Origin of the sequence: Mangrovimonas sp. TPBH4 (assembly GCF_001280505.1) — a bacterium.
GTDB lineage: Bacteria > Bacteroidota > Bacteroidia > Flavobacteriales > Flavobacteriaceae > Mangrovimonas_A.
In genome coordinates this window covers 134501-158747 of sequence record NZ_LBIO01000040.1, presented here as the reverse complement: position 1 = coordinate 158747, position 24247 = coordinate 134501, and the positions used below count along the sequence as shown (strand labels likewise).

Below are 24247 nucleotides of genomic sequence, written 5' to 3'. Positions count from 1 at the left end.
TATCAAAAAAACAAAAGCATACATTAGATTAAATTTTAAAGTTATGAAGAAGAAATTGGAATCCGAATTGATGAGCATTGCCCACAGAATCCTAAAACTTAAGGGGCGGGATGATGTGGAAAAAATGCATGTTGAGGTTGGAGCCCTTTATGAGAAACTTTCAGTGCTAAAGTTTTTGCATAACAATTTTGAAGGGGAGATTCCAAGTATAGGTAGTGATTCCTCATTTTTTGGAATGCTGGATAAAGCATTCAACAATACCGTTAGTGATAGTATAGAGGTGGAGGACAGAATTTACACCGATATCGACGATACCCAACATGAGGAAATCATGGAGCCTGCTATTGAAAAGATAAAAGATATTGTGGCGCAGATGCCAGAAGAAACCCAACAAATTGATGAGTTGTTTGAATCGGCGGTTCCTAAAACTGAGTTGCGAAATGATGTGTTTGAAGACATCACTGCTGGTTTTGAAGAAACGCCAGTGTTTGAGCCCGTAACAGAAGCCAACGCGCGCTTTGAAGCCAAAAAATCGCTTAACGATAAACTGAAGCGTGGCGGTATTACCATAGGATTGAATGATAAAATTGCCTTTATCAAACATCTATTTGATGGCAGAAATGAGGATTACGATCGCGTTCTGTCACAAATCAATACTTCCGAATCCTTTGAGGAAGCCAGTAATCTCATCCAAAACATCGTAAAACCCGATTACAACCAATGGCAAGGCAAAGAAGCCTACGAAGAACGCTTTATGGAAATCATAGAGAGTAAGTTTGGTTAGTAGTTCAAATAAATCCATCCAATAACCGGCTTTTGGTTGTCCGGTAATTCAAGAATATAATAATAGGTGCCCACAGGCAATACTTTGGAAGTTTTCGGAAAGCCCATATTGGGTTTTCCGTCCCAATTATTTTGGTAATTGCGGCTTTCATAAATCTGGATGCCAAGCCTGTTGTATATTTTTAGGGTATTACCATTGTAATCTTCAATACATGGAATGATTAAAACGTCGTTGTAGCCATCGGCATTAGGCGACATGCCTTCAGGGATTTCCAAGCAATTGTCTACAGAAACAAAAGCACTCGCTTCATTGTTTAAAGGATTTCTATCCAATTCATTTACATCTTTAAGGAAGGCCACATTCAAAAGGTCTTCGGAAGAACGAACGCGAGCTGTCATGGTGAGCGTTTCAGATTGACCGGGTTGCAAAATGGGAATATTCCAAATAAAGGTTGCCATGTCAAAGCTTCCTAAAGACACCGTTGCCGATAGGTATTCATAACCAAGGGGCAGATTGTCCACAATCACAATATTGTTGGCAATGGTAGTGCCCAAATTAGTTGCCGTCACCATAAAGGTTACTTCGTCACCTACAGAAACTTCTTCTGGTGTGACCGATTTCAAGACTTCAATATCTACATCGCTGGTGTCTTCAATAACAGTCAGTTGTGCAAAGGTCTGTGATGCGTCTATATTACTTAAATCCGTAAAATTGTTGCTATCATTGGTGTAGGTGCCAATGGTATTACTGGTGACCAGTACCGCAAAACTACAACTGCTTACGCCGTCGGGGAAGCTAAGGTTGGTAACACTTAGGGCCGTATCCCCAAGATTTCCGGTAAAGGTGGCTGTACAGCCATTGTCTTCAACCCAATATGGTGTTCCTGAAAGCACCACGCCATTGGGGAGGTTATCTGTAAAGACAATGTCACTTTGTGCTGGGTTGGAATTGATGTTATAGATAGTAAATTCCAGAACACTTTCCTGATTTTCCATAATGGTATCAGGGGTGAAAGCTTTTACCAAAGAAGGCGCAATCACCTGAACATTACTAATGGAAATATTGGTTTCTGGGGTCAGCTCATGATTGGTAGTGCCGTTTGGTATGGCCTGAGCTGTATTGTTGAATGCGCCACCGTAATTTGGCGCGGTTACAGGAATGGTAATTCTAATAATAGCCCCTGCTTCCATGTTTGGAATTGTGCCAGTTACGGTATTCCCGGTAATGGTAAAAGTATTTATGCAAGTGGCTGTTCCTGTAATAATCTCACAGGTAGGTGTTCCGTTAATGCTGAACTCATTGCCTAATACATTTTCAAACATAATGTCTGTGGCATTGGAGCTTGTCACACTATTGCTAATATCAACAATCCAATCAAAATCTTGGTTGATGGGCACTGGTGTAAATTCAGGAAAGGTCTGTACAATTAAATCAATGCAAGGAGCTAAGTAGGAGATTGTATAATCGGTATTGTTACTGGTGTTATCATTTACCACTGTATTTGTAGCATGGTCGATACTAACATTGTTAACAACGGGAACCCCAATCTCACTACATTCCGTCTCCCAGTAAACCGTAACTTGAAAGCTTACCGAGCTTTGCCCGGGAAGTTCCCAATTGTCTTCAGGCAATATTTCCCAAAATATGTCGTATTCTCCATCCTCGGGAACCCCGTCTAGAGGGGTGTCCAGATAGGCATGGGCAATAGGGAAACACTGTGCTGTCCCTGTGGTGTCACTACATTCAATTGAGATTAACGTGCCATAAACATCTGTTTGGTCTCCCAAAGTCATATAATCGGAAAGTACAATGAACGTATCTGTTTCATCAGGGTTGCTTACGGTGATTTCATAGGTGATTGGGCCCCAATCGGTCGTGTTCAATGCACTAGTGCCCTCAGGAGGCGCAGGGTCTATCTGGGTTTTGGTCACCATAATATCAGATGATGGTATTTCTGATGGAGGGCAAGGATCTGTTTGAGGGAGTACTACATAGTCGTTTTGGTTGTTGTTGGAGGTATTCGTATCAAACAATTGTGCTTGCATGATGTTGGTACCACTCTTGATATGTGCTTGGTTGGTTTGTACTCCTGTAGAACATTCGGGTTCTAAAAAGACTACTGTTGTGGTGATGGTTATGGTTGCTCCAACAGGCATTACAAATTCGCTGCTAGACCATAAGAGTGGCTGGATACTTATTGTAAAATCATCGCAGGAAATCGCTCCTGTAATATTTGTACATTCTGCTGAAAGGATGTCCCACTGTAAAGTAGGGGACAAATTTTGGAGGAAAAACAATATTGGCGCTTCCATAGGGCCATTGTTACAAACCGTCGTTTCAAAAGTCACTACTTCTCCCCAGTTGACCATTTGCAACGGATCTGGAGATATTTGCACAGTATCAATGCAAATATCCGTTTGGTCACAGAGTTCTGCATCCAACAAGAGGGTTGTTACCTCATTGGAAAGATTGGAGGATTCGTTGTCATGGTCTAGATTAATTTGCACATAACTGTCTATGGAAATTGGTTGCGGTACTGCGGTGCAGCTAGCGTTCAAGTATTTATAGGTCACTTGAAAGGTTACGGAACCACCAGCTGTATACACATGGGAGGTGTTAAAGGAGAAAATTGTACTAACTGAGCTTACAACAACAGTGCTGGCAGATACAGTCGAAACATCTGGACAGTCTGTACCATTAGTGGCTCCCATACAGCTTATGGATTCTAATTGAACTACAGGAGATCCAGCAGCTAAGGGAGTATTTAATGACATTTTACCTGAAAAACTATTCAAAGGAAAATCAATGCTACTGTTGTTGGTAATGGTAAATTCATAGGTAACAGTGTCATTCCAAGCCGAAATGCCTGTTCCTGCGGCAGGGTTGATTTGCGCATACGTTACCGTAAAGTCTATAGGGAGGTCAATAACTCCCATAGAAATAATAGATGTGTTATTGTTGGGGTTAGTATCTGTAGTTGTGTCTGGCGGACTTACTGCTACGTTCACGGCAATACCACCCAAAACTATTGGGGCATGGGCTAAAATTTTTATTTCAACACTGGCATTATTGGGTAAACTGGCAACCGTCCCTGTAAGCACATTCTCAGAGCTTAAACTAAAACTGGAAGCCTCCGAAGCACCTCCAAGATTGTTTTGCGATTCATAGGAAACTACGGTAACTTCATCGTCCATATCGACGGAAAAAGTGGCATTGTTCACCGCGTTTCCAGAGTTGATAATGGTTACCAAATACTGAAACTGTTCATAAATTTCTACTTGGGAAATATCTGTGCCGCTGAGGTTTTGGGCTTCCACAACAATAGCTAGATCGGTGGTTTGGGAATGGATGTTTAAAAAGGCAAAGCAAAAGGAAAGAACGAGACTAACTTTTTTCAAGCTCATAGATTGGTTGGGTTGGTTTTACAAATTAGATGTCAAATACCTCAGTTGGTTGCCTCAATATAATTAAAAGATTGTACTTTTGAACCCTAATCCGCCTAAAATGAGTAAGCTTTACATTGTTCCCACGCCTATTGGTAATCTTAAGGACATGACGTTTAGGGCTATTGAGGTTTTAAAGGAGGTCGACTTAATCCTAGCCGAAGACACTCGTACTTCAGGGAAGTTGCTGAAGCATTTCGAGATTGCTACACCCTCGCAATCGCACCATATGCACAACGAGCATAAAACGGTAGAAGGCTTGGTTCAAAGGTTAAAAGGAGGTATGACCATTGCCTTGATTAGCGATGCTGGGACACCGGCCATTTCAGATCCTGGGTTTTTATTGACTAGGGCTTGTATTGAAAACGGTATAGATGTAGAATGCCTACCGGGAGCAACGGCCTTTGTGCCTGCTTTAGTGAATTCAGGTTTGCCTAACGACAAGTTTGTGTTTGAAGGTTTCTTGCCAGTGAAAAAGGGACGTCAAACAAGACTCACTCTCTTGGCCGAAGAATCCCGAACCATGATTTTTTACGAGAGTCCGCATAAGCTATTGAAGACTTTGACCAATTTCTGCGAATACTTTGGTACCGACCGTCCCGTGTCCGTATCCAGAGAGCTTACCAAGCTGTACGAAGAAACCGTGAGGGGAACTGCTCAAGAGGTTTTGGACCACTATACCCAGAAGCCACCCAAAGGGGAAATTGTGATTATAGTAGGCGGAAAGAAATAGGCACTAAAACAACATAAAATAAACATAGAGACACATGACGATTGACGCATTCAAACAAAAATTACAAAGTACACCAACACAGATAGAGTTTGCAGAAACCATGGAAGTGGTAGAAGCCAACTATACCTTTACGCCAACCGCCTTTACCAATGGTAACCTTCATAACAAGGCGGGAGAAAACTCTGGCTCTTGCAAATTGTTGGCCTTTGCCCAATTGCAAGGTTTTAGCCAAGAAGACACTTTGGCCTGCTTCGGGAAGTTTTATTTTGATGAAGTATTGAACGACCCAAACGGAACAGGACACCAAAACATTAGAAACTTTATAGCTACAGGCTTTGAAGGTCTTAGCTTCGAAGGTTCACCATTGCAGGAAAAATAGTTGTAGCCAAGTAGCGGATTGTTGGCTTTACCACTAAACTCTTGAAGAGAGTGTCAAAACCCGTCATTTCGAGTAGCATTTCGTAGAAATGCTGTATCGAGAAATAGGGTTTTGAAAGGTCGTTAGGTGTCGATACAGTTTTTCTCATTACCATTTCGAAAAACCGGGGGCTTTACGTATGTTAGATAAAACTAAAGCACCTCATCATGTATTGATGGAGTGCTTTGTGTTTGAGTGCTATTTAATGCAGTCGAGCAGGAGCGTTGGATTGAATATGTTCACCTGTCCTTCGACCTTGTTTATTTATTAATAAGAACACCGAACTATGGCATTTTTGAGGTTGCAGGAATTAATTAAGTAGTTCTTCCAATTTTTGCGTTAGTTCCTTCCCATATAAATCCCGAGCAATGATTTCACCATTTTCAGCAATTAAAAAGTTGTCGGGGATGGCATTGATACCATATATCAAAGACGCTTCATTGCCAAATCCTTTTAAATCACTTACATGTAGCCAGTTTAAGCTGTCTTTTTCTATAGCCTTGACCCATTTTTCTTTATCCTCGTCTAAGGATACAGCAAATACTTCAAAGCCTTTTGGGTTGAACTCTTTATAGGTTTTTACAAGATTGGGGTTTTCTTCTCGGCAAGGCCCACACCATGAGGCCCAAAACTCCAAAAAAATCAATTTTCCATTGGTGTTGGATAGTTTTAATGGCTCGCCGTATTGGTTGGCCATTTCAAAATCTGCAAATTGCTCTCCTATTTTAGGATTTTTATTCAGTGCTATGTAGCGGGCAATTTTTTGGCCAAACCTAGAAGCTTTGTTTTGTTCGGAAAATGGATCAAAAAGTTCCCTTGTTCTTTCTTTTCCAAAAATGGTAATATATTGGGCAAGCATGCTTGCGCTCACAATACTGTTGGGATTGCTTTTGATAAAGTGCATCTCTCTTTCCCAGGGTCCTGCATTAGGCAAGGAGTCAGCAGCGCTGTATAGGCTTTGTTTTAAATTCTCAGATTCTGAGCCTGTTACGGTTGCCCTTTTTAAATCAGCATTACTGGCATCATATGTCATGGCAGCATCCTCTAGCCAAAGAAACCTATAGGTTGAATAGTCTTTTGTTCTTAAAAGGGCCTCAATAGGAGTATAGGGTAACTTGGTTTTAAAATTAAAAGTGTTGTTGTTAACGATTGTTGAATCTTTAAACTCTTTATTTTCCAGGTATATGGTTGTACCATTTTCTATACCGTTGGTTGTGCCCTGTAGTGAGAATTCTTTTTTAGGGGTTTCTTTACAGGAATAATTAAGGAATATTATTGTACCAAGAATTATTTGTACGATTGATTTGCTTGTTTTTTGAGCTAAAGGAATGTGTTTAAATGTCATAAATGGTTAGTTTGGGGTTTAGGTTAACGCGTTGAATATACAAAATATTGTAAGATATTTCTTGGAAATATAATTTTAAATAGAAGTTGTAGCATAATTAATGCGTTGAGTAATTTGGAGTATGAAGTTTTGCTTTTCAAACTTCGTATTAACATCTCCCTTAGTCCCCCTTCAAAGAGGGAATGGGTTTGAGTTTAGATATTGACTTCCTGTGAGTGCTATAGGGATGTTTATCTTTCAAGAATCACCTTATGCTTCCGCATAATTATATCATCATGCGTTAATTAAAATTGCATATGATGTATATGTTCACGTCATTTTTGATTTAGATGGTGTTGTAATTCAGTAACCAAAGCATTATTCCGAAGCTTCATTAATAGTGGCAACAAATTTTTCTAAAGAAGTATCGTCCAAGCTTCCTGAACGAAGGGTACCTGTGTTGGCTTTAATAAGTTCACGAAGCATTTTATCACTCTTTTTATTTTGAAAAAAGAGATTGGTTATGTCCTTTATCAAAGTATAGGGCGTAAGGAATATTCCTTTTTTGGACCACCATCCCAAAAAAAGAGTGGTTAATAAAGAGGTCCATTTTTTAGATTGTCCACAGCTAGAGCAAAGAATCCATGTTTTGGTGGAGTCATTGCAGAGAATAAGAAGTGAAATCACGGTGTTGATTTCAAAAGCCTGTACGCTATTGGATCTTGCTTTGCATTTCCAACAAGTTAAGTTTGAAATGTCATTGATAAGTTTATTGGTTTCCTTTTCTGAAAATGAGTTGTTTTCACAATCCACCCATGTAATGAGGTTCAAATTTAAATTTCGGCGTTCGATTTCTTTTTTTAGGATGGGTAAGACCTCCTTTCTAAGTCCTTTGGACTCGTTTAGGGCAATTTTGATGATTTTATTGTCATCGAAAGTTCTATAGTTTTCTTGAATATCTTCTAACGGATACATTTGGTTGATTTGGTTTAGGCACTAATATAACCATTATTCTTACATGTTAATCTTATCACATTTCCCATCCTTAAACCATCCCATTTAGTGTCTTCTAGAGGTTTTTGTGTGGAGAGAATGGTGGTTGTTTGAAATGCTCTTTTGCATCAAGGCAAATGCGTAACATTCATGAATACTTAAAATAGAGTGAATGAATAAAATGAACATAGAGACCACATTTATATGAAATAGAGTCAAAACTATTACTAATGAATCTTTCTTTTACTCCAAAGCAAACAACCTACGAGCTACATCAATAAACGTCTCGTTCCACAAGCTGTTATCATGCCCGCCCTCAAATTCTTGTATTTCGGCAAATGCCTTTAGTGCGGTATATTTTGCCATAATAAATTCGGCATCCTCTTTAAGGAAAAAGGGTTCCTCGCTTCCGTATCGTAAATATAAATTTGGGTATTGTATGTTGCTGTGCCAAGTATAGCTTTGGATGTCGCCGCCAAAAGTTGAAAAACATAGATAGGTTCCAATGATGTTTGGATGCGAGTTCAAGAGACTCATCCCAAATCCGGCCCCATTGGACACGCCGTAGAAGTACCGATTATCTTTTTCTGGTTTTTGGCGGTATTTGCTTTCTATTTCCGGAATGAATTCTTCAATAAAATAGGCTTTATGGTTTTTAAATCTGTGGATCAATAAAGAATCTTCTTCTCTGAAAGGTTGCCTGTCTATGTATTCAAAATTTCGGTAGGTGAGGTATACCTTTTTGCCATCGCCAGTGGTTGTGCTTGTGCTGTCTGCAATTTTACTGTTAGAAAAGCTAGCGACAAAAATTAAGGGTTTTATAATCTGGTTGGCAATTAACGAATCTAATAAGTGTTTCTTTTGGGTTAAGTTGCTATTGCCATCATTAGCATACATAATGGGGTATTGCTTGCTTGGGTTGAATTCCTTGGGCAAATACACACTGTGTTTTCTATATTCAGAAAGGTTTTTGCTGTAAATGGAATCTGTGAAGAATTGAGATGTTGCATTTCCTTTTTCAAGTTTTGAATTACAGGAAAACGTCAATAAAATTGAGCACCCAATAACGAATACTACATTTTTCATGTTCATTGTAGTAGTTTGGAACAATTGTTTTGGAGTTTATGCTCAAAAGTTGGCATAAACTCCTTTTTATATAAAAGATTTGGTTTTCAATAGCTATTTCTAGACTTTACAGAATGAATAGTAATTCACCGGTTAAAACCACTTATCCATTCACAAAATATTCTTGATATTTTAAAATTTCTTGAGGATTTTCTTTTAGGTCTATTCGTTTTACTTCGTTGCCCTTTTCGTCAAGTTCAATAAGGTAATGCTCGTCGCCTTCATCCAACATACGCAGAAATACCTTCAAGCTGCCATCGTCATTATAAAGCTTTACAGCTTCAAAATTGTCGTAATTGGACGAGATTGATTCAAAAAATACTTTACCGTTCCTAATGTCTTGGGTTATGGTGCGGCCATCTCTAATGAAGAGTTGCCGCGTGATGTTGCCAATAATATCATAGGTAACTGATTCTATTATCTCTCCTTTCTCTTTAGTCGCTTCGGTTTCCAGCTGTCCACTTTCATAATAGGTTTTTATGGTACCATACTGAAGGTCGTTGCTATATGGAGTTTCTTTTTTGAGGGCACCGGAAGGGTAGTAGGTTTTTTCGATACCGTGTTTCTTACCGTTAGAATATTTTGAATGCGAAAAGATTTCACCGTTATTATGAAAAATCAAGTAGTCGCCATTTAAAAGGCCTTCTTTAACATTGAATTCTTCCCATTTTTGGACTTTATTGCCAACTACATAATAGCCGTCCATTAGTTGCTTGCTTTTGGAAAGTTTGTAGACAAACAGACCATTATAGGAATCAATGACATAGTCATTTCTGTCAATAAAGGTAAACGCATCAGTCGGTTCCTTTTGTTTACAATTGTTTAGTGTGCCAATAAGTAATAAGGCAAGTAGTGGTTTAAATTGTTTTATCATGTTGGTTATATATGTTTTCCCTTATTCCATCCATGTTTCCCCAAATACTGAGTGCCACTTTCAACAGCACCTTCCTCAATAGACGTGCCCATGCTGTCATTCCAACGGTTCAGGTAACCAAACAGGGAAATCACGCCTAGCATTTCTACAATTTCGCCTTCGTCCCAATGTTCGCGTAGGCGCTTTTCGATGGAAGCATCCACTGCGTTGGGTACTTGGCTGGCGGCAAGGCTAAAGTCCAGTGCGGCACGTTCGGCCTCATTGAAGGCAGGGTGGGTACGGTAGTCCCAAATATGGTCCAATTGCTCTTGGTGGGCCCCATAGCGTTCGGCCGCCCTAATCGCGTGAGCCTGGCAGTACCTACAGCCCGTGGCATTGCTGCTTACCCAGGCAATCATCCGCTTGAGGGCAGATGTCACTCGCCCTTCGTTGGCCATCACCGCTTTGTTGAGGTTGATAAAGGCCTTGGAAATGGCTGGACGCCGCTGCATGGTGAGTACCGAGTTGGGACAAAATCCCAAGGTTTCGTTAAAGAATTCGGCTAGTTCTTTGGTTTCCTGGTCATAATCTGGCGATAATGGTGTGACAAGTGGCATAATTATTCCGTTTTAGGGTTTTAAGTAGTATTTTTGAACTAACAAGTAACGAAAAAATCACAAACGATGACACATAAAGTTGTAACGCACTGGAAAGGGAACTCTCAATTTGAATCTGATAACCCAAGCGGAAAGACCCTGTTTATGGACACTTCAGAGGAACACGGGGGGCACAATTCGGGACTAAGACCTAAGGCCATGATGTTGTCGTCTTTGGCAGGATGTTCCGGTTTGGATGTGGTATCCATTTTGGACAAAATGAAGGTGCAGGTATCCGATTTCAGAATAGATACCTTTGGTGAGCTTACCGAGGAGCACCCAAAAATCTATCATACCGTTAATGTGGAATACCACTTTTACGGCGAAAACCTTAATGAAGACAAAATAAAAAAGGCGGTAGATTTATCTGTCGAAAAATATTGTGGCGTTATGGAAATGTTCAGGAAATTTGCAACTGTAAATACTTCTATTCATTATCACAACAAATAGCATGCGTTGGACGCTTAAGCCCAAACCACCAAAGGAACAGATTGCGGCCCTGAAAGAGGCCCTTCAGGTAGATGATATTGTGGCAACCTTGTTGTTGCAACGTAATATTGAAAGCTTTGAAGCCGCCAAGGATTTTTTTAGGCCTTCTTTAGAACATCTGCACGATCCCTACCTGATGAAGGATATGGACAGGGCAGTCGCTAGGATTGAGCTGGCACTTTCACAGGGTGAAAATATTTTGGTATATGGCGATTATGACGTGGACGGGACTACCTCTGTGGCCCTGATGTCGTCCTACCTAAAAACCAGAACAGATAGGGTGGCTACCTATATTCCGGATCGCTATGACGAAGGGTATGGAATATCCTATAAGGGCATCGACTTTGCCGATGATAATGATTTCTCTCTTATTGTGGCATTGGACTGTGGTATCAAGGCCATTGACAAGGTAGCCTATGCCAAGGAAAAAGGGATTGATTTTGTCATCTGCGACCACCACAGACCGGGGAGTGACGTGCCCCAAGCAGTGGCTGTGTTGGACCCCAAGCAGGAAGACTGCCAGTATCCTTATAAGGAATTGTGCGGTTGTGGGGTAGGCTTTAAGTTGATTCAGGCCTTGTCGGCCAATGAAGGCAAAACCATAGAAGACCTTACGGAATATTTGGACTTAGTGGCAACGGCCATTGGGGCGGATATTGTTCCCATTACTGGTGAAAACAGAGTGCTGGCCTATTTTGGGATGCAGGTCATTAATGCGCAACCAAGAGGGGGCTTTCAAGCCATCATCAACCAAGTAAAGAAAACCAACCTGAGCATTACCGATGTGGTGTTTATTATTGCGCCCCGTATCAATGCGGCAGGACGTATGAAGCACGGCAACCATGCGGTGACCCTCCTTACCGAAGAAGATCCTTCCCTTGCCGAACAATATGCCAGCGAGATTGAAACCTTCAACAGCGATCGGCGTGAAGCCGACCAACAAATTACGGTGGAAGCCTTGGAGCAAATTGCACAGTTACAGGAGCAGGAACGCTATACTTCGGTAGTATACCAAGAGCATTGGCACAAAGGCGTGATAGGCATTGTGGCTTCCCGATTGATTGAAACCTATTACCGCCCTACGCTGGTATTTACCAAAAGCGGGGATAAGTTGGCAGCTTCGGCACGCTCTGTAAGTGGTTTTGATGTATACAATGCCTTAGAGGCCTGTAGCGAGCATATAGAACAGTTTGGGGGGCATAAATATGCTGCAGGATTGACTTTGAAGGAAGAAAATTATGAGGCCTTTAAACAGGCTTTTGAAGATGTGGTGTCGCAAACCATAGACAAGACCCTGTTAACGCCCGAGATAAAAATTGATACGAAGATTGGATTGCATGAGGTGAATGCCAAACTATGGCGTATCATGAAGCAGTTCGGACCTTTTGGACCGGGCAATATGTCTCCCATTTTCATGACCGAAGACCTAGTAGATACGGGCTATGGAAAATGTGTGGGCGAAGATGATAAGCATTTACGTATAACCGTTGGTCAACCTTTCAATCCGCAATCAAATGGAAATACAATTGTTGGCATTGGTTTTGGTTTGGGTGAAAAGCTCCCTTTAATTCAGGATAAGCAAGCTTTTAAGGCCGTGTATTCCATAGACGAAAACCATTGGAATGGTACGGTGTCCTTACAAATGAAGTTACGGGATATTAAATAAGTATCTAGGTTTTTGGAAAGTATATCCTTCAAATTGTATTTTTTTAGAAATGGCATTGGGATGAAGTGCACTGAAGTCTCGAGACATTTTGGAGGTCGTATTCATAGAACAGAATTTTTGCATAATGTCACATGAATTGACGACTTTTGAAAAGAGTTAGTACAAATGGTAGTTCTTTAAAGTAGTGTAGTGCTACGGTATTAAAAATTAGTTTATGGCAAAAAACGACCCTTATGCGGCCTTGAGATATAAAGAGTTCAATATATTTTTATTGGTACGCTTTGCCTTGGTTTTTGGATGGTCTATGCAGTTTATCGTTATAGAATGGGAAGTGTACAGTCTAACAAAAGATCCTCTGGCCTTAGGGATTATAGGTCTTATGGAAATTATTCCTGCATTTACCATGGCCCTGTTTGCTGGGCATATTGTGGACCAGAATGAAAAACGCAACCTATTGGCCAAGTGTATTGCGGCGTTTTCCTTAATAAGTTTAGGGCTTTTTCTATTGACTTGGGATAGGGTTGTTTCCAATTGGTCTACCAATGCCATTTTATATGGTATTTATGCTCTAGTATTTTTTGGAGGCTTTTTGCGCTCCTTTTTTGGACCAACCATATTCTCATTAATCGCCTTGATTGTCCCCAAGAAAGTATATCCCAATGCTGCTACTTGGAGTACAAGTACTTGGAAAGCAGCTGGCGTTTTGGGAGCTCTTTTTGGCGGGTTTTTTATCCATTGGATTGGAGTGGACAAAACCTTATGCATCATATTTATCTTAGTAGTAATCTCTTTGTTGCTCACCTTTAAAATAAAACCCAAACCAATTCTGAATCCAAAAATAGGAGAGTCCGTAAAGGAAAGTTTAAAGGTGGGAGTAAAGTTTGTGTTTTCCAACAAGGCCATTTTAGGAGCGCTTACTCTGGATATGATTGCGGTTTTGTTTGGTGGGGCCGTGGCACTCTTGTCTGTGTTTGCTCAAGACATACTGCATGTGGGATCTAAGGGATTTGGTATCTTGAATGCGTCCATTTCATTGGGAAGTATTGTGAGCATGTTTTTAACGACTTATATACCTATATCCAGGAACGCCGGTATCAAATTGCTGGTATCGGTGTTTGTATTTGGACTTTGTATTATAGCCTTTGGAATGTCTTCTATATTTTGGGTGTCTGTAGTGGCGCTGTTTTTAAGTGGCGCGGCCGATGGTATTTCCATGGTAATTAGGCAAACCATTCTTCAATTGAAAACACCTGATAACATGCGTGGGCGCGTGTCGTCTGTAAACTCTATGTTTGTGGGCTCTTCCAACGAGTTGGGAGCTTTTGAAAGTGGTTTAACCGCTAAGTTAATGGGGCCAGCCACCGCCGTTGTTTTTGGGGGTGTGATGACCTTGATAACCGTTGTGGGTATTGGTATTAAAAACCCAGTGATACGCACCTTGGATCTAACCAAGGATTATGAAGACCATGAAAGGGAAGAGGCTTAATAGGTTTTTAAGTGCATCTTTTTGCCGTCAAACACCCCGTAGGTATAGTAGTTGATCCAATCGCCTAGGTTGACGTATTTAGCGTTATTACCTAAGTCTATTTCCATAGGCAAATGGCGGTGTCCAAACACGAAATAGTCCCTGTGTTTGTCTTCTAGTTTACGTTTGGAATATTGTACGAGCCACTCCTTATCTTCTCCTAAAAAGGCGGCATCCTCATCCCCTGAGATGAGTTTGTTCTTCACAGAAAGGTATTGTGCCAGTTTTACGCCCAAATCTGGGTGCAACCAACGGAATAGCCACTTGCTGAAAGGATTGGTGAACACTTTTTTCATGCGCTTGTAACCCTTGTCCCCTGGACCTAAACCGTCTCCATGACCTATAAAAAACGTCGTATCGTTGAAGGTGAATTCTTGGGGTTCGTGGTATACAGGTATGTTGAGCTCTTCTTCAAAATAGCCATTCATCCAAAGGTCGTGGTTGCCAACAAAAAAGTAAATAGGAATACCTGAATCGCTGATTTCTGCCAATTTGCCCAAAGTTCTAGTGAAGCCTTTTGGTACCACGGTTTTATATTCAAACCAAAAGTCAAAAAGATCGCCAATTAAAAAGATGGCGGCAGCATCCTTTTTAATCTCGTCTAACCAGGCGACAAATTTTTGTTCTCTTGGGCGTGAGGCTTCTTGTGTAGGGGCTCCCAGATGGTTATCGGAAGCAAAGTATATGTTCTTTCCTTGGGGGATGTTCATCGTTTGTAAAAAATATAGTCGGTTACAGGAGGCTTGATTCCGTATTTCCTTAAATCGGAAATCAATTGTCCCTTGTGGTGGGTGTGGTGGTTGGCAATATGGAATAAAATGTCCTGTACCGAATTCTCATAAGGCTCTCCTTTGGAGTTGAGGTATACGATGGGTTCTCCAAACTCATAGGTATCAATTATCTTAAGGGTGGTCCTGTAGTTAATGGTATCTATGATTTTAAAGTTTTCCAAAGGATGAAGTTGATGTACCTCAAAAGGAGTGGTTTCCAGGATTCGGGAATTCCATATTTGGTGCGCATTTAAACAGTGCGAAAACATGGCAGGGGTACGTTCTGAAACCTGTTGGTGGTGTTTTAAGAATACATCTATAAGCGTTTGGTTCATATGGTGATGGTACTCAAAAATGTCTTTAAAGAAGTCCTCCATGTGCCTTATTGTTATAGGATAAAGTTTGTGTTATTGCTTGTTGTCACTTGCAAACCATTCGGCATAGGACGAATCGGTTTCCTGTAATTTCAATGAATGAAGTTGTATGTTTTGGGGCAGTCTGATTTGTATCTTTTTGGCAAAGTCAATTACCATCATTTCACTGGTAGGTTGGTACTCTACCAAAAGCACATTGTGCCCACGATCTTCAAGCTCTTTGGCCAATTCTATGTGTGGGGTGTTTTTGTTGAATACCGTAGCGTGGTCAAATACATCTACAATTTCTTCTTTGACAATTTTTTTAAGGTCTCCAAAATCAATGACCATCCCAAACTTTACATTGGAAGTGTCTGCAATGGGCTGTCCTATAACTGTTACAGAGAGTTTGTAACTGTGCCCATGTACATTTTTACACTTGCCATCATAGCCGTAAAGTGCATGCCCTGTCTCGAAAGAAAATTGTTTCGTAATTCGAATGTTGCTCATAACCAAAATATTTCATTGCAAAGGTATTGAATTTGTAAAAGCAAATGGTTTTTAGATTACATTTGCGCACTTTTTTTAGATCTATGAAACTATGAACGAGCTCTTTGAGCAATTGGAGTTTGTTGAGAATCCGCTGTACGAGAAAGTGATAGCAGATATTTTAACGCAGAAGTGCAGTATTGTAGAACAATTCTTTACTGCAGAAGAAGTCGCAGTTTTGCGGGGTTCTTTAAATGAAAAGCACCAATTGGATGCTTTTAAAAAGGCTGCCATTGGCAACCGTGTGAATGAAACCATAGAAAAATCCATTCGAGGCGATGTTATTTTATGGATGGACGAGATGAATGCCAACGCAACGGAGCAACTGTTTTTTGATAAGATCAACCATTTGGTTGGCTATCTAAACAAGACCTGCTTTATGGGGATTCTACAAAAGGAATTCCACTATGCTTTATACCCCAAAGGGACTTTTTACAAGCGTCATTTGGATACCTTTCAAAATGACGATCGTCGTAAACTGTCTTTTGTTTGCTATTTGAATGAGGAAGATTGGCAGCCAGAAAATGGCGGTGAATTGGTATTATATCTCGATGAGAATGGTGTGGAGCACGAAAAAGTCATCTACCCATTTCCTGGGCGAGTGGTGATTTTTGAAAGTCAGGTGATAGAACATGAGGTAAAACCTGTGGATACCCAAAGATTGAGTATTACAGGTTGGTTGAAGACGCGTTAATCTTAGCGTCTTTTGTTGCGGTTGTAGATGTAAATCACAATCAATACAATGGCTAGGATTAAAAACAAGCCGTTACCGCTTAAAAAGTTTAGGAAATTCATGGTACTGTTTAGTTTTGTTTGTTTTTGTTGTATCTAAAAATGAGATAAGCAATGGCTACCAAAATTACAAACGGTAACAAGGAACCAATAAACACTCCTATTTCATAACCTGAATCGGGCGCATTTTTGATTTTTTCTTCTATATCTACTTGTAGAATGGTCAATAACATGGCTCAAATTTGCTTAACGGCCAAAGTTAACTGTTTTTGGAAAGAGGCATAAACATTTTTCTAAATTTTATGATTAATGGAATGCCTCTGGCAATGATCCAAAGGGTCAATGCTATAAAGATACCGTAGAGTTGATAGTGGAAATGATCAAGTGTGAAAAGGATAGGTACAAACACTAGAAATGTTGCAAATAGCAAAAGGTTTCTTAAATAGGCCATTTCACCCAAACCTTTGAACATCCCGTCAAAAATAAAGGCCAAGGCACAAATGGGTTGCATGGCTAAGACCATCCAAAATATTTTGTAGAATTCAGTCAGTACCAATTCATCTTGAGTAAAAATCCTTCCGATAGGATGGTAAAGAAGTGCACCAATACTCGCCATGAAGATACCGACAATTATGCCATAAACAATGAGTCTGTTGCTAAGCTGTATGAGCTGTTTATACTGTTTGCCTCCCAAAAGTTTCCCCGATAGAATATTGCCTGCACTAGCATAGCCATCAATTAAGAAGGCGCCTAAAAACCAAAGGTTAATGGCAATGGTGTAGGCTGCAATGTAGTTGGCGCCATAACTTGTGGCAAAGGAACTAGCAAAATATAAGGTGACATTTAAGGCAATGGTTCTTACAAATAAGTTGATGACCATTACCATAAACGTTTTGATTTCTTTATTGAAAGGCAGCCTTGCTCGTAAAGGAATGACGGTCTTTTTGTGAAGATATATGCCTGAAATAATAGCCATGAGCAATTGCGCCAATACACTGGCGTAGGCCGCTCCTTTAATATGCATGGCGGGAATAAAACCTTCTACGCCGTATACAAAAGCGATATCCAAAACTATATTGGAAACCGCTCCCACGATGGCAATAATCATTGGATAAAAGGTGTTCTGAAGTCCTCTAAAGGCTCCAAAAACAGCAATGGTGAACAAGGTAAAGGGAAATCCAAAAATGCGAATTTTATAGTAGTCCACGCAGTAATTTAAAATCAATTCACTCGCATTGTACAATTTGAAAATGCTATTTGCAAAGGGGTATGTGATTGCAATTATAAATAGGCTGATTGAGGTAATGATTAGAATAGCTTGAGCAGGCAATGATTTTACTTCATTTAATTTTCCTGCTCCCAAATATTGGGAAATAATGGACGAAATGGCGCTGCGGGTTTGTCCAAATACCCAAATAAGCATGGATAAAAACGTCGTTACAATACCTACGGCTGCTAAAGACTCTGTTGGGTTATGCTGAACATTACCCACTATGGCCGTATCGGTTAGAGATAGGATGGGTTCAGAAATACCAGCAATAAGTGCTGGTATGGCTAATTTGTTGATATTTTTTAGGTTAATGTTTGTGCTCACAATACTAGTTCGTAGCAGTAAAAAGGATGCTCACTTTGGTTAGGAAAGTATATTTTTTCCAATTGTTTGTAGCCGCGAAGTTCGTAAAATTTTTGGTTTCTTTTGTTTTTTGAGAAAGTGTCCAGGCGAATGGATTTGAAGGAATTGTTTCTGGCAAACTGTTCAACATAATCCATAAGTTGTTGGGCAATGCCTTGTCCTTGAAAATTTGGATGTACTGCCAACCTGTGGATGTATAGATTCCTGTCATCTTTGGTAAGCCAAGTGACCTTGTTATAAACGTCGTCTTTATGAGTACTATGTACTACACATCCTAGGATGTTATTTTGTTTGTCAAATACCAAGAGCTCTTGACGTTGGATATCATTTTCAAAAGTGGAATTATTCGGGTAGCTATCATTCCATTGATAAATACCATTTGCACACATATGCTCTGCACAGGCTTTGGTAAGGGAAACGACAATGTTTAAATCTTGTATGGTAGCCTTTCTAACCAAGGTGTATTTTTTAAGTATAAATTTAAATTTTTGGCTTTGAAATTAAATAATATTTCGTTTTTTTGCAGTCTCAAGACAATTGGGTTTTGAGTTGTTTTGAAATTTGACAGTTGAGGGGCATTAGCTCAGCTGGCTAGAGCGCTACGCTGGCAGCGTAGAGGTCATCGGTTCGACTCCGATATGCTCCACTTTACGAAAACGCAATCTTTTAAGTTTTAATTGATTGCGTTTTTTGTTTTTAAACCTCTTTTTCTACAAAATCTATAGACGGGTTACAGATTTCTAAAATCAAGTTTTTTAGGACTTCTGAAAAATTTCCCAATGTTTCTGAAGTAATTAATTGGTCCTTCTTTGCATAAGCACCTAGTTTGTCCTTTTTGGCGAACTTTAAAAAGCCTGCGTTTAAGTTTTTAAAGGAAATGATACCTGCTTCTAGGTTTTCGGTTTTCATTTCGGGGACACTGTCCATCATGAGAGCGTAAGTGAGCACTTGAAAGCTCTTACTGTATTTGTCATAATCTGAAGTTAAATCTTCCCATTCCACCACTTCTACTTTACTTTGGTCTACCTTACCACTTTTGTAGTCGATGATCCTTGTAATGCCATTGTATTCATCAATACGGTCTACCTTACCAGTAATATATACTGGGAAATCAAGTTCTGGGATATTAAGCAAGGTTTTAAATTCTTCTTCTAGACCTATAATTTTAATTTCGTTGCCTTGTTTGATTTCAGCTATTTCCTGATTTATCGTATTCCAAACATAACGTTTAGCAACTTCATAGATGATTAGGTTTTTTCCGGTGGAAATGTCACCTTCTTTGTAGGTCTCCTTGAAGTGCTTTTTAACCATTGGATCGATTTGTGCTTTCATGGCTTCCAAATCAGCCTCCTGTAGGATGTTGTTTTTATATGGAGTGTATAAATCTTCCAAAGAATTATGGATCACTGTTCCCAAGGTGTTGGCTGCGATGGATTCTTCTACATCTTCAAAGGTTTTTACGCCCAAAATCTTTTGAGTGTAAAAGTCTATTGGGTTTCTGATGTAATTGGTCAGGGATGATGGGGAAAACCCAGCCTTTGAAAGTCGTTTGATTTGATCCAGAACCGCATCAGTTTTCTTAATGGTCCGTAAGTTTTTGGTGATTTTAGGAACTTTTGGTGTTACCACCCTATGGTCTATATCGTGTATGGCTTCTATTTCCAATTGGGTGATAAACCTGCTTTTTTCACCTGTGTTCAGGGCATCAGTTTCGGTATTGTACAAAATATGGACATTTGAGCTACGCTGTAATAAACGATAAAAGTGATAGGTGTATACGGCGTCTTTTTCCTTATAGGTGGGCAATTTATTCTCTAACTTTACATCATAAGGGATAAAGGAGTTATGGCTTTTACCTGCTGGTAGAATTCCTTCGTTGACCGAAGCAATAATTAAGGATTCAAAATCTAAGGCTCGGGTTTCCAACATTCCCATAATTTGAAGACCCTCCAAAGGTTCTCCTTGAAAATCCAATGTTTCTGTACTTAACAGCTCTTTATAAAAGCTGTAAAGTGTGGCAATGGTTTTGATGTGTTTGTGTTGCACATTTAAGAGATTTAACTCGTTAAATAATGCATTGAAACGGTACAGATATTCCAAAGCCAACATGTTGGAGTCCTTATCCTGATCTAGATTGGCTTTCAACAAAGAAATAAGCTTAAAACAATTTTCTAGAGCCTCATTGGGGCTGTCTTTCCAAGGGCCAAATAAAATGGAAAGGATGGTTTTATATTGGTTTTCAAAGAGCGTTAAAAGCTTATCAAGTGTGATAAAGATAATATTGTTCTCTTCAATTTTTGAAATCACATCCACTACCTTGATGTGTTGATTGCTTAACAATGGCCTTATAAATTGATTGGAGAGAACTGCTAATACATCCTTGTAGTAAAATGTTTCACCTGCTTTTGTATGAAGTTTTAAAAGTTGGTCGAATAGGGCAACCATAGGCACGTTTTTCAAGGGTAATCCCATGGTGATATTTACCGCTCCAATATTTTTAGGGATTGAATTGAGCAAGGGAAGAAGGAGGTCTTCATTGCCCAAAACAATGGCCGTATTTTTTAAGTTAGAGTTATTTAGTTTCGAAAGAAGCTCTCCTATGTATTTTATTTGACTAATATTTTTAGGAATACCGGTAACCTTTATGTTTTTTGGTGTTGTATAATGTTGGTGCTGCCAATGGAATTGGTGCTGTTTTAGGTAGGGCCAATTAGTTTTATGTTGTCTTATAAATAGTCCGGCGTCATGCTCTGGATTTTTAAGGAAGGTTTCGTCAATGTCCCAATATATGTGGGCGATGTCTTGTTGTAGCAATTCTTGGATGATCGTTTCTTCAGCCTTATTGAGGGCATTAAAGCCCATAAACACATAGGTTTTGTTAGGATTGGCAGAAATAAACTGCTCTAGGTTGTCTACCGCTTTTCTGTATACCAAACCTTGGTAGCCCTTATTTTGATCAAGAAGTTGCGTTTGGAGTTTATTATAGTAATGATTTAGTTGATTCCAAAACAGCAGGTAGTTTTTGACAAAAGTTGAAGGGTCTTCATCCAATGACCAATGGTGGTGTTCTATTTCTTTTATGGCCGATAAATAATCAAAAATCTTAGCTGGGGGAATAAGATACCGATCTATTTCATTGAAATCTTGAATGAGCATCTGTGCCCATTTGGAAACTTCGTCGAAAGATTCCTGATTCTCTTTCTCTGTAAGTTGTAAATACACCTCGTAGAACTCAAAAATAAGTTCGGTATTGGTGATGTATTGAAGGTCTGAAAGAGTTTCTACAAATTCTTCTATAGAAACAATTTCAGGGGCAAAGAATGTATGTGTACTATGTTTTGAAAGCTGGTGCTTTAAAAATATACCTGCTCTTCTACTGGGTAACACAAAAGTAAGTTGGGGTATGTTAAGGCCTTTTTGGCTAAGGTCCGCTATAACGTCTTCAATAAAACTTGTCATAGCATAAAAATAAAAAACGCCCCGAATATCGGAGCGTTTTTACACTTATTATTTTTAAGGTTTAGAACCTCTTATTTTACTAAGTTAATTTCAACACGTCTGTTGTTAGCTCTACCAGCTTTAGTATCATTAGTGTCGATTGGGTTAGACTCTCCATATCCTCTAGAAGATAATCTGAACTCGTCAATACCATTGTCAACTAAGTAATCTTTAACAGATAGTGCTCTAGCTTCAGATAACTTCATGTTTGAATCTTCACGACCTACACTATCAGTATGTCCTTCTACAGTAAATTTAGCGTGAGGGTACTCTTTCAAGATCGCGATGATATCGTTAAGTACTTTTTCAGACTCAGCTTTGATAGTAGACTTACCAGTGTCAAACAAGATTGTTTTAGCGTAAGCGTTCAAAGTTTTTTGAACTTCTTCAGTTACTACTGGACAACCATCGTTAGATGCAGGACCAGCTAAGTCTGGACACTTATCATCTTTGTCAGCAACACCGTCACCATCTCTGTCTGGCCAAGGACAACCGTTGTTAGCAGCTGGACCAACTTCGTTAGGACAGTTATCATCTTTATCAGCAACACCGTCGCCGTCAGCATCTGGACATCCGTTTAATTCTTTCAATCCAGGAACTGTTGGACAGTCGTCGTTTTTGTCTGGCACACCGTCACCGTCAGAATCAGGACATCCGTTGAATTCAGCTAAACCAGCTTCGTTTGGACAATCGTCCTCGCTATCTTGGATTCCGTCACCGTCAGTATCAGGACATCCGTTGAATGCTTCCAATCCAGGAACTTCTGGACAAGCATCATCTTTGTCGTAGATTCCGTCACCATCAGTATCTTTACCACCAAATTTGATAGCGATACCTACAGTGTGTTGGAAGTGTGTGTCTAAGTAATCTTCAAACGCGTGTTTGTAAGCAGACTGTACAGTTAAACCGATGTTTTCAGTAAACCATACATTAAATCCTAAAGTTCCGTTTAAAGTACCAGCTCCAATTTCGTCAACCCAAGTGTAACCACCACCAACACCAATGAATGGGTTGAAAGTAGAGTGTCTCATAAAGCTGTAAGAGATAGTACCATCAAGACCGTAGTATGATAAATCATCTACTGAACGGTCACCGAAGTGTTCTATTTGGTTGATAGATCCTGTAGCAGAAAATATAAATCCGCTACTGATGTATCTGGAAACGCTAAGGCTTGATAATGATGGAAGAATGTTGTAGTGATCTCCAACATTGAAGTACTCATCAAAGTAACCACCAAGAGGCGCATCTTCCCCAGTTGGATAAAAATCAACCATGTTTACGCCGATACCTACTGCCCAAGGATTGTCTTCATCTTGAGCATTAGCATTGAAGCCTAATAAAAGCAACGTAGCCAATAATAATCTGCTAAGATTTTTCATATTCGAATAATTTAATTTTAAGTGTTAATTGTAAACAAATGTAAGTTGTTAAAATTTATTAACAAAGACAAATATATAAAAATATTGCTTATTTGCTTCAAAGTATAAGTGTTTGGACTAATTTTAAATAATCTCCAAAGCCTTTCCAACCTTTGTAAATGCGGCGATTGCTTTGTCCAAATGTTCTTGATTATGAGCTGCTGATAGTTGCACTCTGATACGTGCTTTATCCTTTGGAACCACTGGATAAAAGAAGCCAATAACGTAAATTCCTTCCTCCAAAAGCATCTTCGCCATGGTCTGGGATAGCTTAGCATCATACAGCATTACGGGCACAATTGCCGAGTCTCCATCTATGATATCAAAGCCGGCAGATTTCATGCCTTTTTTGAAATATTTGGTGTTCCAATCCAATTTATCCCTTAGTGAAGTGTCGGTGGAAAGCATCTCGAATACCTTTATGGAAGCGCCCACGATGGCCGGTGCCAATGAGTTGGAAAATAAATAAGGTCTAGAGCGTTGACGTAACATTTCGATAACCTCTTTTTTGGCAGTTGTATAACCACCCATAGCGCCTCCTAAGGCTTTTCCAAGGGTTCCGGTTATAATGTCAATACGTCCCATAACACCTTTTTCTTCCAAGGTTCCTCTTCCGGTTTCTCCTATAAAGCCAGCAGCGTGACATTCGTCAATCATTACTAAGGCATCGTATTTATCTGCCAAATCACAAATTTGATCTAATGGTGCCACTAATCCATCCATCGAGAATACTCCGTCTGTTACAATAATTTTAAAACGGGCACCATTTTCGTTGGCAGCTATAAGTTGTTTTTCCAAATCGGCCATATCGTTATTTTGATAACGGTATCGGGCAGCTTTACACAAACGTACCCCATCAATAATGGAAGCGTGATTCAAAGAATCTGATATAATGGCGTCTTCAGCGCTTAATAAAGGTTCAAAAACCCCTCCATTGGCGTCGAAGGCGGCGGCGTATAAAATTGTGTCTTCCGTACCGTAGAATTCAGCAATTTTAGCTTCTAGCGTTTTGTGTATGTCCTGCGTACCGCAAATAAACCTCACGGACGACATTCCAAAACCATGTGTGTCCATAGCATCTTTTGCCGCTTGGATAACTTCTGGGTGGTCCGACAGGCCAAGGTAGTTATTGGCACAAAAATTTAAAACGGTCTGTCCCGTGTTTAAAGTGATTTCTGCATTTTGAGGTGAAGTAATGATGCGTTCTTCCTTGAATAATCCAGCATCTTTTATGTCTTGTATTTCTTGCTGTAAGTGCTCCTTAATTTTTCCGTACATGATAATT

General features: G+C 39.7%; 22 protein-coding genes and 1 tRNA gene. 8 read left to right on the top strand and 15 right to left on the bottom strand.

The window, feature by feature from the left end; all coding sequences use genetic code 11:
- Positions 1-43 precede the first annotated feature (43 nt).
- Positions 44-784: a hypothetical protein gene (locus ZA05_RS04705; RefSeq protein ID WP_053990524.1), complete on the top strand. Its 741-nt coding sequence runs from the start codon at positions 44-46 to the stop codon at positions 782-784.
- Here the strand turns inward: ZA05_RS04705 and ZA05_RS04700 are convergent.
- The gene (locus ZA05_RS04700) at positions 781-4188 is read right to left on the bottom strand and encodes a gliding motility-associated C-terminal domain-containing protein (protein ID WP_053990523.1); all 3408 of its coding nucleotides are present in this window, start codon (positions 4186-4188) and stop codon (positions 781-783) included. The two genes, ZA05_RS04705 and ZA05_RS04700, sit on opposite strands and share 4 nt — an antisense overlap.
- Positions 4189-4288: 100 nt before the next feature.
- Here ZA05_RS04700 and rsmI point away from each other — a divergent pair, with 100 nt between their 5' ends.
- Both rsmI and ZA05_RS04690 read left to right on the top strand, forming a co-directional pair.
- The gene (rsmI, locus tag ZA05_RS04695; protein WP_053990522.1) at positions 4289-4960 is read left to right on the top strand and encodes a 16S rRNA (cytidine(1402)-2'-O)-methyltransferase; all 672 of its coding nucleotides are present in this window, start codon (positions 4289-4291) and stop codon (positions 4958-4960) included.
- 34 nt (positions 4961-4994) lie between these two features.
- Positions 4995-5339: a HopJ type III effector protein gene (locus ZA05_RS04690; RefSeq protein WP_053990521.1), complete on the top strand. Its 345-nt coding sequence runs from the start codon at positions 4995-4997 to the stop codon at positions 5337-5339.
- A gap of 349 nt (positions 5340-5688) precedes the next feature.
- Here the strand turns inward: ZA05_RS04690 and ZA05_RS04685 are convergent, their stop codons facing one another.
- The 5 genes from ZA05_RS04685 to ZA05_RS04665 all read right to left on the bottom strand — a co-directional run bounded on the left by ZA05_RS04685 (position 5689) and on the right by ZA05_RS04665 (position 10290).
- On the bottom strand, positions 5689-6723 hold the full coding sequence (locus tag ZA05_RS04685) for a TlpA disulfide reductase family protein (protein WP_231632449.1): 1035 nt from the start codon (positions 6721-6723) through the stop codon (positions 5689-5691).
- Positions 6724-7080: 357 nt separating this feature from the next.
- On the bottom strand, positions 7081-7677 hold the full coding sequence (locus tag ZA05_RS04680) for a hypothetical protein (protein WP_053990520.1): 597 nt from the start codon (positions 7675-7677) through the stop codon (positions 7081-7083).
- Between the two features lie 261 nt (positions 7678-7938).
- Positions 7939-8781, bottom strand: a complete 843-nt coding sequence (locus ZA05_RS04675; protein WP_231632448.1) for an esterase family protein — start codon at positions 8779-8781, stop codon at positions 7939-7941.
- Between the two features lie 142 nt (positions 8782-8923).
- Positions 8924-9694, bottom strand: a complete 771-nt coding sequence (locus tag ZA05_RS04670; protein WP_053990518.1) for a toxin-antitoxin system YwqK family antitoxin — start codon at positions 9692-9694, stop codon at positions 8924-8926.
- Between the two features lie 5 nt (positions 9695-9699).
- Entirely contained in the window at positions 9700-10290 is a 591-nt protein-coding gene (locus ZA05_RS04665) for a carboxymuconolactone decarboxylase family protein (protein ID WP_053990517.1), read from the bottom strand.
- A 66-nt stretch (positions 10291-10356) separates the two neighbouring features.
- Here ZA05_RS04665 and ZA05_RS04660 point away from each other — a divergent pair, with 66 nt between their 5' ends.
- The 3 genes from ZA05_RS04660 (at position 10357) to ZA05_RS04650 (ending at position 13970) form a co-directional block, all read left to right on the top strand.
- On the top strand, positions 10357-10779 hold the full coding sequence (locus ZA05_RS04660) for an OsmC family protein (RefSeq protein ID WP_053976719.1): 423 nt from the start codon (positions 10357-10359) through the stop codon (positions 10777-10779).
- 1 nt (position 10780) lies between these two features.
- Positions 10781-12484 (top strand): single-stranded-DNA-specific exonuclease RecJ, encoded by a 1704-nt coding sequence (gene recJ, locus ZA05_RS04655; protein ID WP_053990516.1) that lies wholly within the window; start codon positions 10781-10783, stop codon positions 12482-12484.
- A 214-nt stretch (positions 12485-12698) separates the two neighbouring features.
- A complete protein-coding gene (locus ZA05_RS04650; protein WP_053990515.1) occupies positions 12699-13970 on the top strand; it encodes an MFS transporter in 1272 nt (423 codons plus the stop codon).
- Here ZA05_RS04650 and ZA05_RS04645 read toward each other — a convergent pair.
- The 3 genes from ZA05_RS04645 to ZA05_RS04635 are packed head-to-tail and all read right to left on the bottom strand — an operon-like array spanning position 13967 to position 15642.
- Positions 13967-14719: a UDP-2,3-diacylglucosamine diphosphatase gene (locus ZA05_RS04645; RefSeq protein ID WP_053990514.1), complete on the bottom strand. Its 753-nt coding sequence runs from the start codon at positions 14717-14719 to the stop codon at positions 13967-13969. The genes ZA05_RS04650 and ZA05_RS04645 overlap by 4 nt on opposite strands.
- Positions 14716-15156 carry a DinB family protein gene (locus ZA05_RS04640; protein WP_082333675.1) on the bottom strand — a complete coding sequence of 147 codons (441 nt, stop codon included), beginning with the start codon at positions 15154-15156 and terminating at the stop codon, positions 14716-14718. Before ZA05_RS04640 ends, ZA05_RS04645 begins: the two co-directional genes overlap by 4 nt.
- A gap of 30 nt (positions 15157-15186) precedes the next feature.
- Positions 15187-15642 (bottom strand): 6-carboxytetrahydropterin synthase, encoded by a 456-nt coding sequence (locus tag ZA05_RS04635; protein WP_053990512.1) that lies wholly within the window; start codon positions 15640-15642, stop codon positions 15187-15189.
- Positions 15643-15733: 91 nt separating this feature from the next.
- Between ZA05_RS04635 and ZA05_RS04630 the strand changes: the two genes are divergently transcribed.
- The gene (locus ZA05_RS04630; protein ID WP_053990511.1) at positions 15734-16375 is read left to right on the top strand and encodes a 2OG-Fe(II) oxygenase; all 642 of its coding nucleotides are present in this window, start codon (positions 15734-15736) and stop codon (positions 16373-16375) included.
- 109 nt (positions 16376-16484) lie between these two features.
- Here ZA05_RS04630 and ZA05_RS18170 read toward each other — a convergent pair whose 3' ends face one another.
- Genes ZA05_RS18170 through ZA05_RS04620 form a run of 3 tightly spaced genes read right to left on the bottom strand, consistent with a single transcriptional unit; the run spans position 16485 to position 18504 of the window.
- Entirely contained in the window at positions 16485-16646 is a 162-nt protein-coding gene (locus ZA05_RS18170; protein ID WP_157514512.1) for a hypothetical protein, read from the bottom strand.
- 26 nt (positions 16647-16672) lie between these two features.
- Positions 16673-18007, bottom strand: coding sequence for an MATE family efflux transporter (locus ZA05_RS04625; RefSeq protein WP_053990510.1), 1335 nt, complete (start codon positions 18005-18007; stop codon positions 16673-16675).
- Positions 18004-18504 (bottom strand): GNAT family N-acetyltransferase, encoded by a 501-nt coding sequence (locus ZA05_RS04620; RefSeq protein WP_053990509.1) that lies wholly within the window; start codon positions 18502-18504, stop codon positions 18004-18006. Before ZA05_RS04620 ends, ZA05_RS04625 begins: the two co-directional genes overlap by 4 nt.
- A gap of 114 nt (positions 18505-18618) precedes the next feature.
- On the opposite strand from ZA05_RS04620, the gene ZA05_RS04615 reads away from it, so the two are divergent.
- Positions 18619-18692, top strand: a tRNA-Ala gene (locus ZA05_RS04615).
- 50 nt (positions 18693-18742) lie between these two features.
- On the opposite strand, the gene ZA05_RS04610 is transcribed toward ZA05_RS04615, so the two are convergent.
- The 3 genes from ZA05_RS04610 to kbl form a co-directional block, all read right to left on the bottom strand.
- Positions 18743-21505 carry a PD-(D/E)XK nuclease family protein gene (locus ZA05_RS04610; protein WP_053990508.1) on the bottom strand — a complete coding sequence of 921 codons (2763 nt, stop codon included), beginning with the start codon at positions 21503-21505 and terminating at the stop codon, positions 18743-18745.
- Positions 21506-21576: 71 nt separating this feature from the next.
- Positions 21577-22923, bottom strand: coding sequence for an OmpA family protein (locus tag ZA05_RS04605; protein WP_053990507.1), 1347 nt, complete (start codon positions 22921-22923; stop codon positions 21577-21579).
- Positions 22924-23046: 123 nt separating this feature from the next.
- Entirely contained in the window at positions 23047-24240 is a 1194-nt protein-coding gene (gene kbl / locus ZA05_RS04600; protein WP_053990506.1) for a glycine C-acetyltransferase, read from the bottom strand.
- Between the last annotated feature and the right edge of the window lie 7 nt (positions 24241-24247).

Bases quoted from the DNA above. Each gene is read 5' to 3' on its own strand.
- ZA05_RS04700 (WP_053990523.1), bottom strand. From the start codon at position 4,188: ATGAGCTTGAAAAAAGTTAGTCTCGTTCTTTCCTTTTGCTTTGCCTTT.
- ZA05_RS04675 (WP_231632448.1), bottom strand. From the start codon at position 8,781: ATGAAAAATGTAGTATTCGTTATTGGGTGCTCAATTTTATTGACGTTT.
- ZA05_RS04640 (WP_082333675.1), bottom strand. From the start codon at position 15,156: ATGGAGGACTTCTTTAAAGACATTTTTGAGTACCATCACCATATGAAC.
- ZA05_RS04670 (WP_053990518.1), bottom strand. From the start codon at position 9,694: ATGATAAAACAATTTAAACCACTACTTGCCTTATTACTTATTGGCACA.
- recJ (WP_053990516.1), top strand. From the start codon at position 10,781: ATGCGTTGGACGCTTAAGCCCAAACCACCAAAGGAACAGATTGCGGCC.
- ZA05_RS04635 (WP_053990512.1), bottom strand. From the start codon at position 15,642: ATGAGCAACATTCGAATTACGAAACAATTTTCTTTCGAGACAGGGCAT.
- ZA05_RS04605 (WP_053990507.1), bottom strand. From the start codon at position 22,923: ATGAAAAATCTTAGCAGATTATTATTGGCTACGTTGCTTTTATTAGGC.
- ZA05_RS04665 (WP_053990517.1), bottom strand. From the start codon at position 10,290: ATGCCACTTGTCACACCATTATCGCCAGATTATGACCAGGAAACCAAA.
- rsmI (WP_053990522.1), top strand. From the start codon at position 4,289: ATGAGTAAGCTTTACATTGTTCCCACGCCTATTGGTAATCTTAAGGAC.
- ZA05_RS04690 (WP_053990521.1), top strand. From the start codon at position 4,995: ATGACGATTGACGCATTCAAACAAAAATTACAAAGTACACCAACACAG.
- ZA05_RS04630 (WP_053990511.1), top strand. From the start codon at position 15,734: ATGAACGAGCTCTTTGAGCAATTGGAGTTTGTTGAGAATCCGCTGTAC.
- ZA05_RS04680 (WP_053990520.1), bottom strand. From the start codon at position 7,677: ATGTATCCGTTAGAAGATATTCAAGAAAACTATAGAACTTTCGATGAC.
- ZA05_RS18170 (WP_157514512.1), bottom strand. From the start codon at position 16,646: ATGTTATTGACCATTCTACAAGTAGATATAGAAGAAAAAATCAAAAAT.
- ZA05_RS04660 (WP_053976719.1), top strand. From the start codon at position 10,357: ATGACACATAAAGTTGTAACGCACTGGAAAGGGAACTCTCAATTTGAA.
- ZA05_RS04650 (WP_053990515.1), top strand. From the start codon at position 12,699: ATGGCAAAAAACGACCCTTATGCGGCCTTGAGATATAAAGAGTTCAAT.
- ZA05_RS04685 (WP_231632449.1), bottom strand. From the start codon at position 6,723: ATGACATTTAAACACATTCCTTTAGCTCAAAAAACAAGCAAATCAATC.
- ZA05_RS04705 (WP_053990524.1), top strand. From the start codon at position 44: ATGAAGAAGAAATTGGAATCCGAATTGATGAGCATTGCCCACAGAATC.
- kbl (WP_053990506.1), bottom strand. From the start codon at position 24,240: ATGTACGGAAAAATTAAGGAGCACTTACAGCAAGAAATACAAGACATA.
- ZA05_RS04610 (WP_053990508.1), bottom strand. From the start codon at position 21,505: ATGACAAGTTTTATTGAAGACGTTATAGCGGACCTTAGCCAAAAAGGC.
- ZA05_RS04645 (WP_053990514.1), bottom strand. From the start codon at position 14,719: ATGAACATCCCCCAAGGAAAGAACATATACTTTGCTTCCGATAACCAT.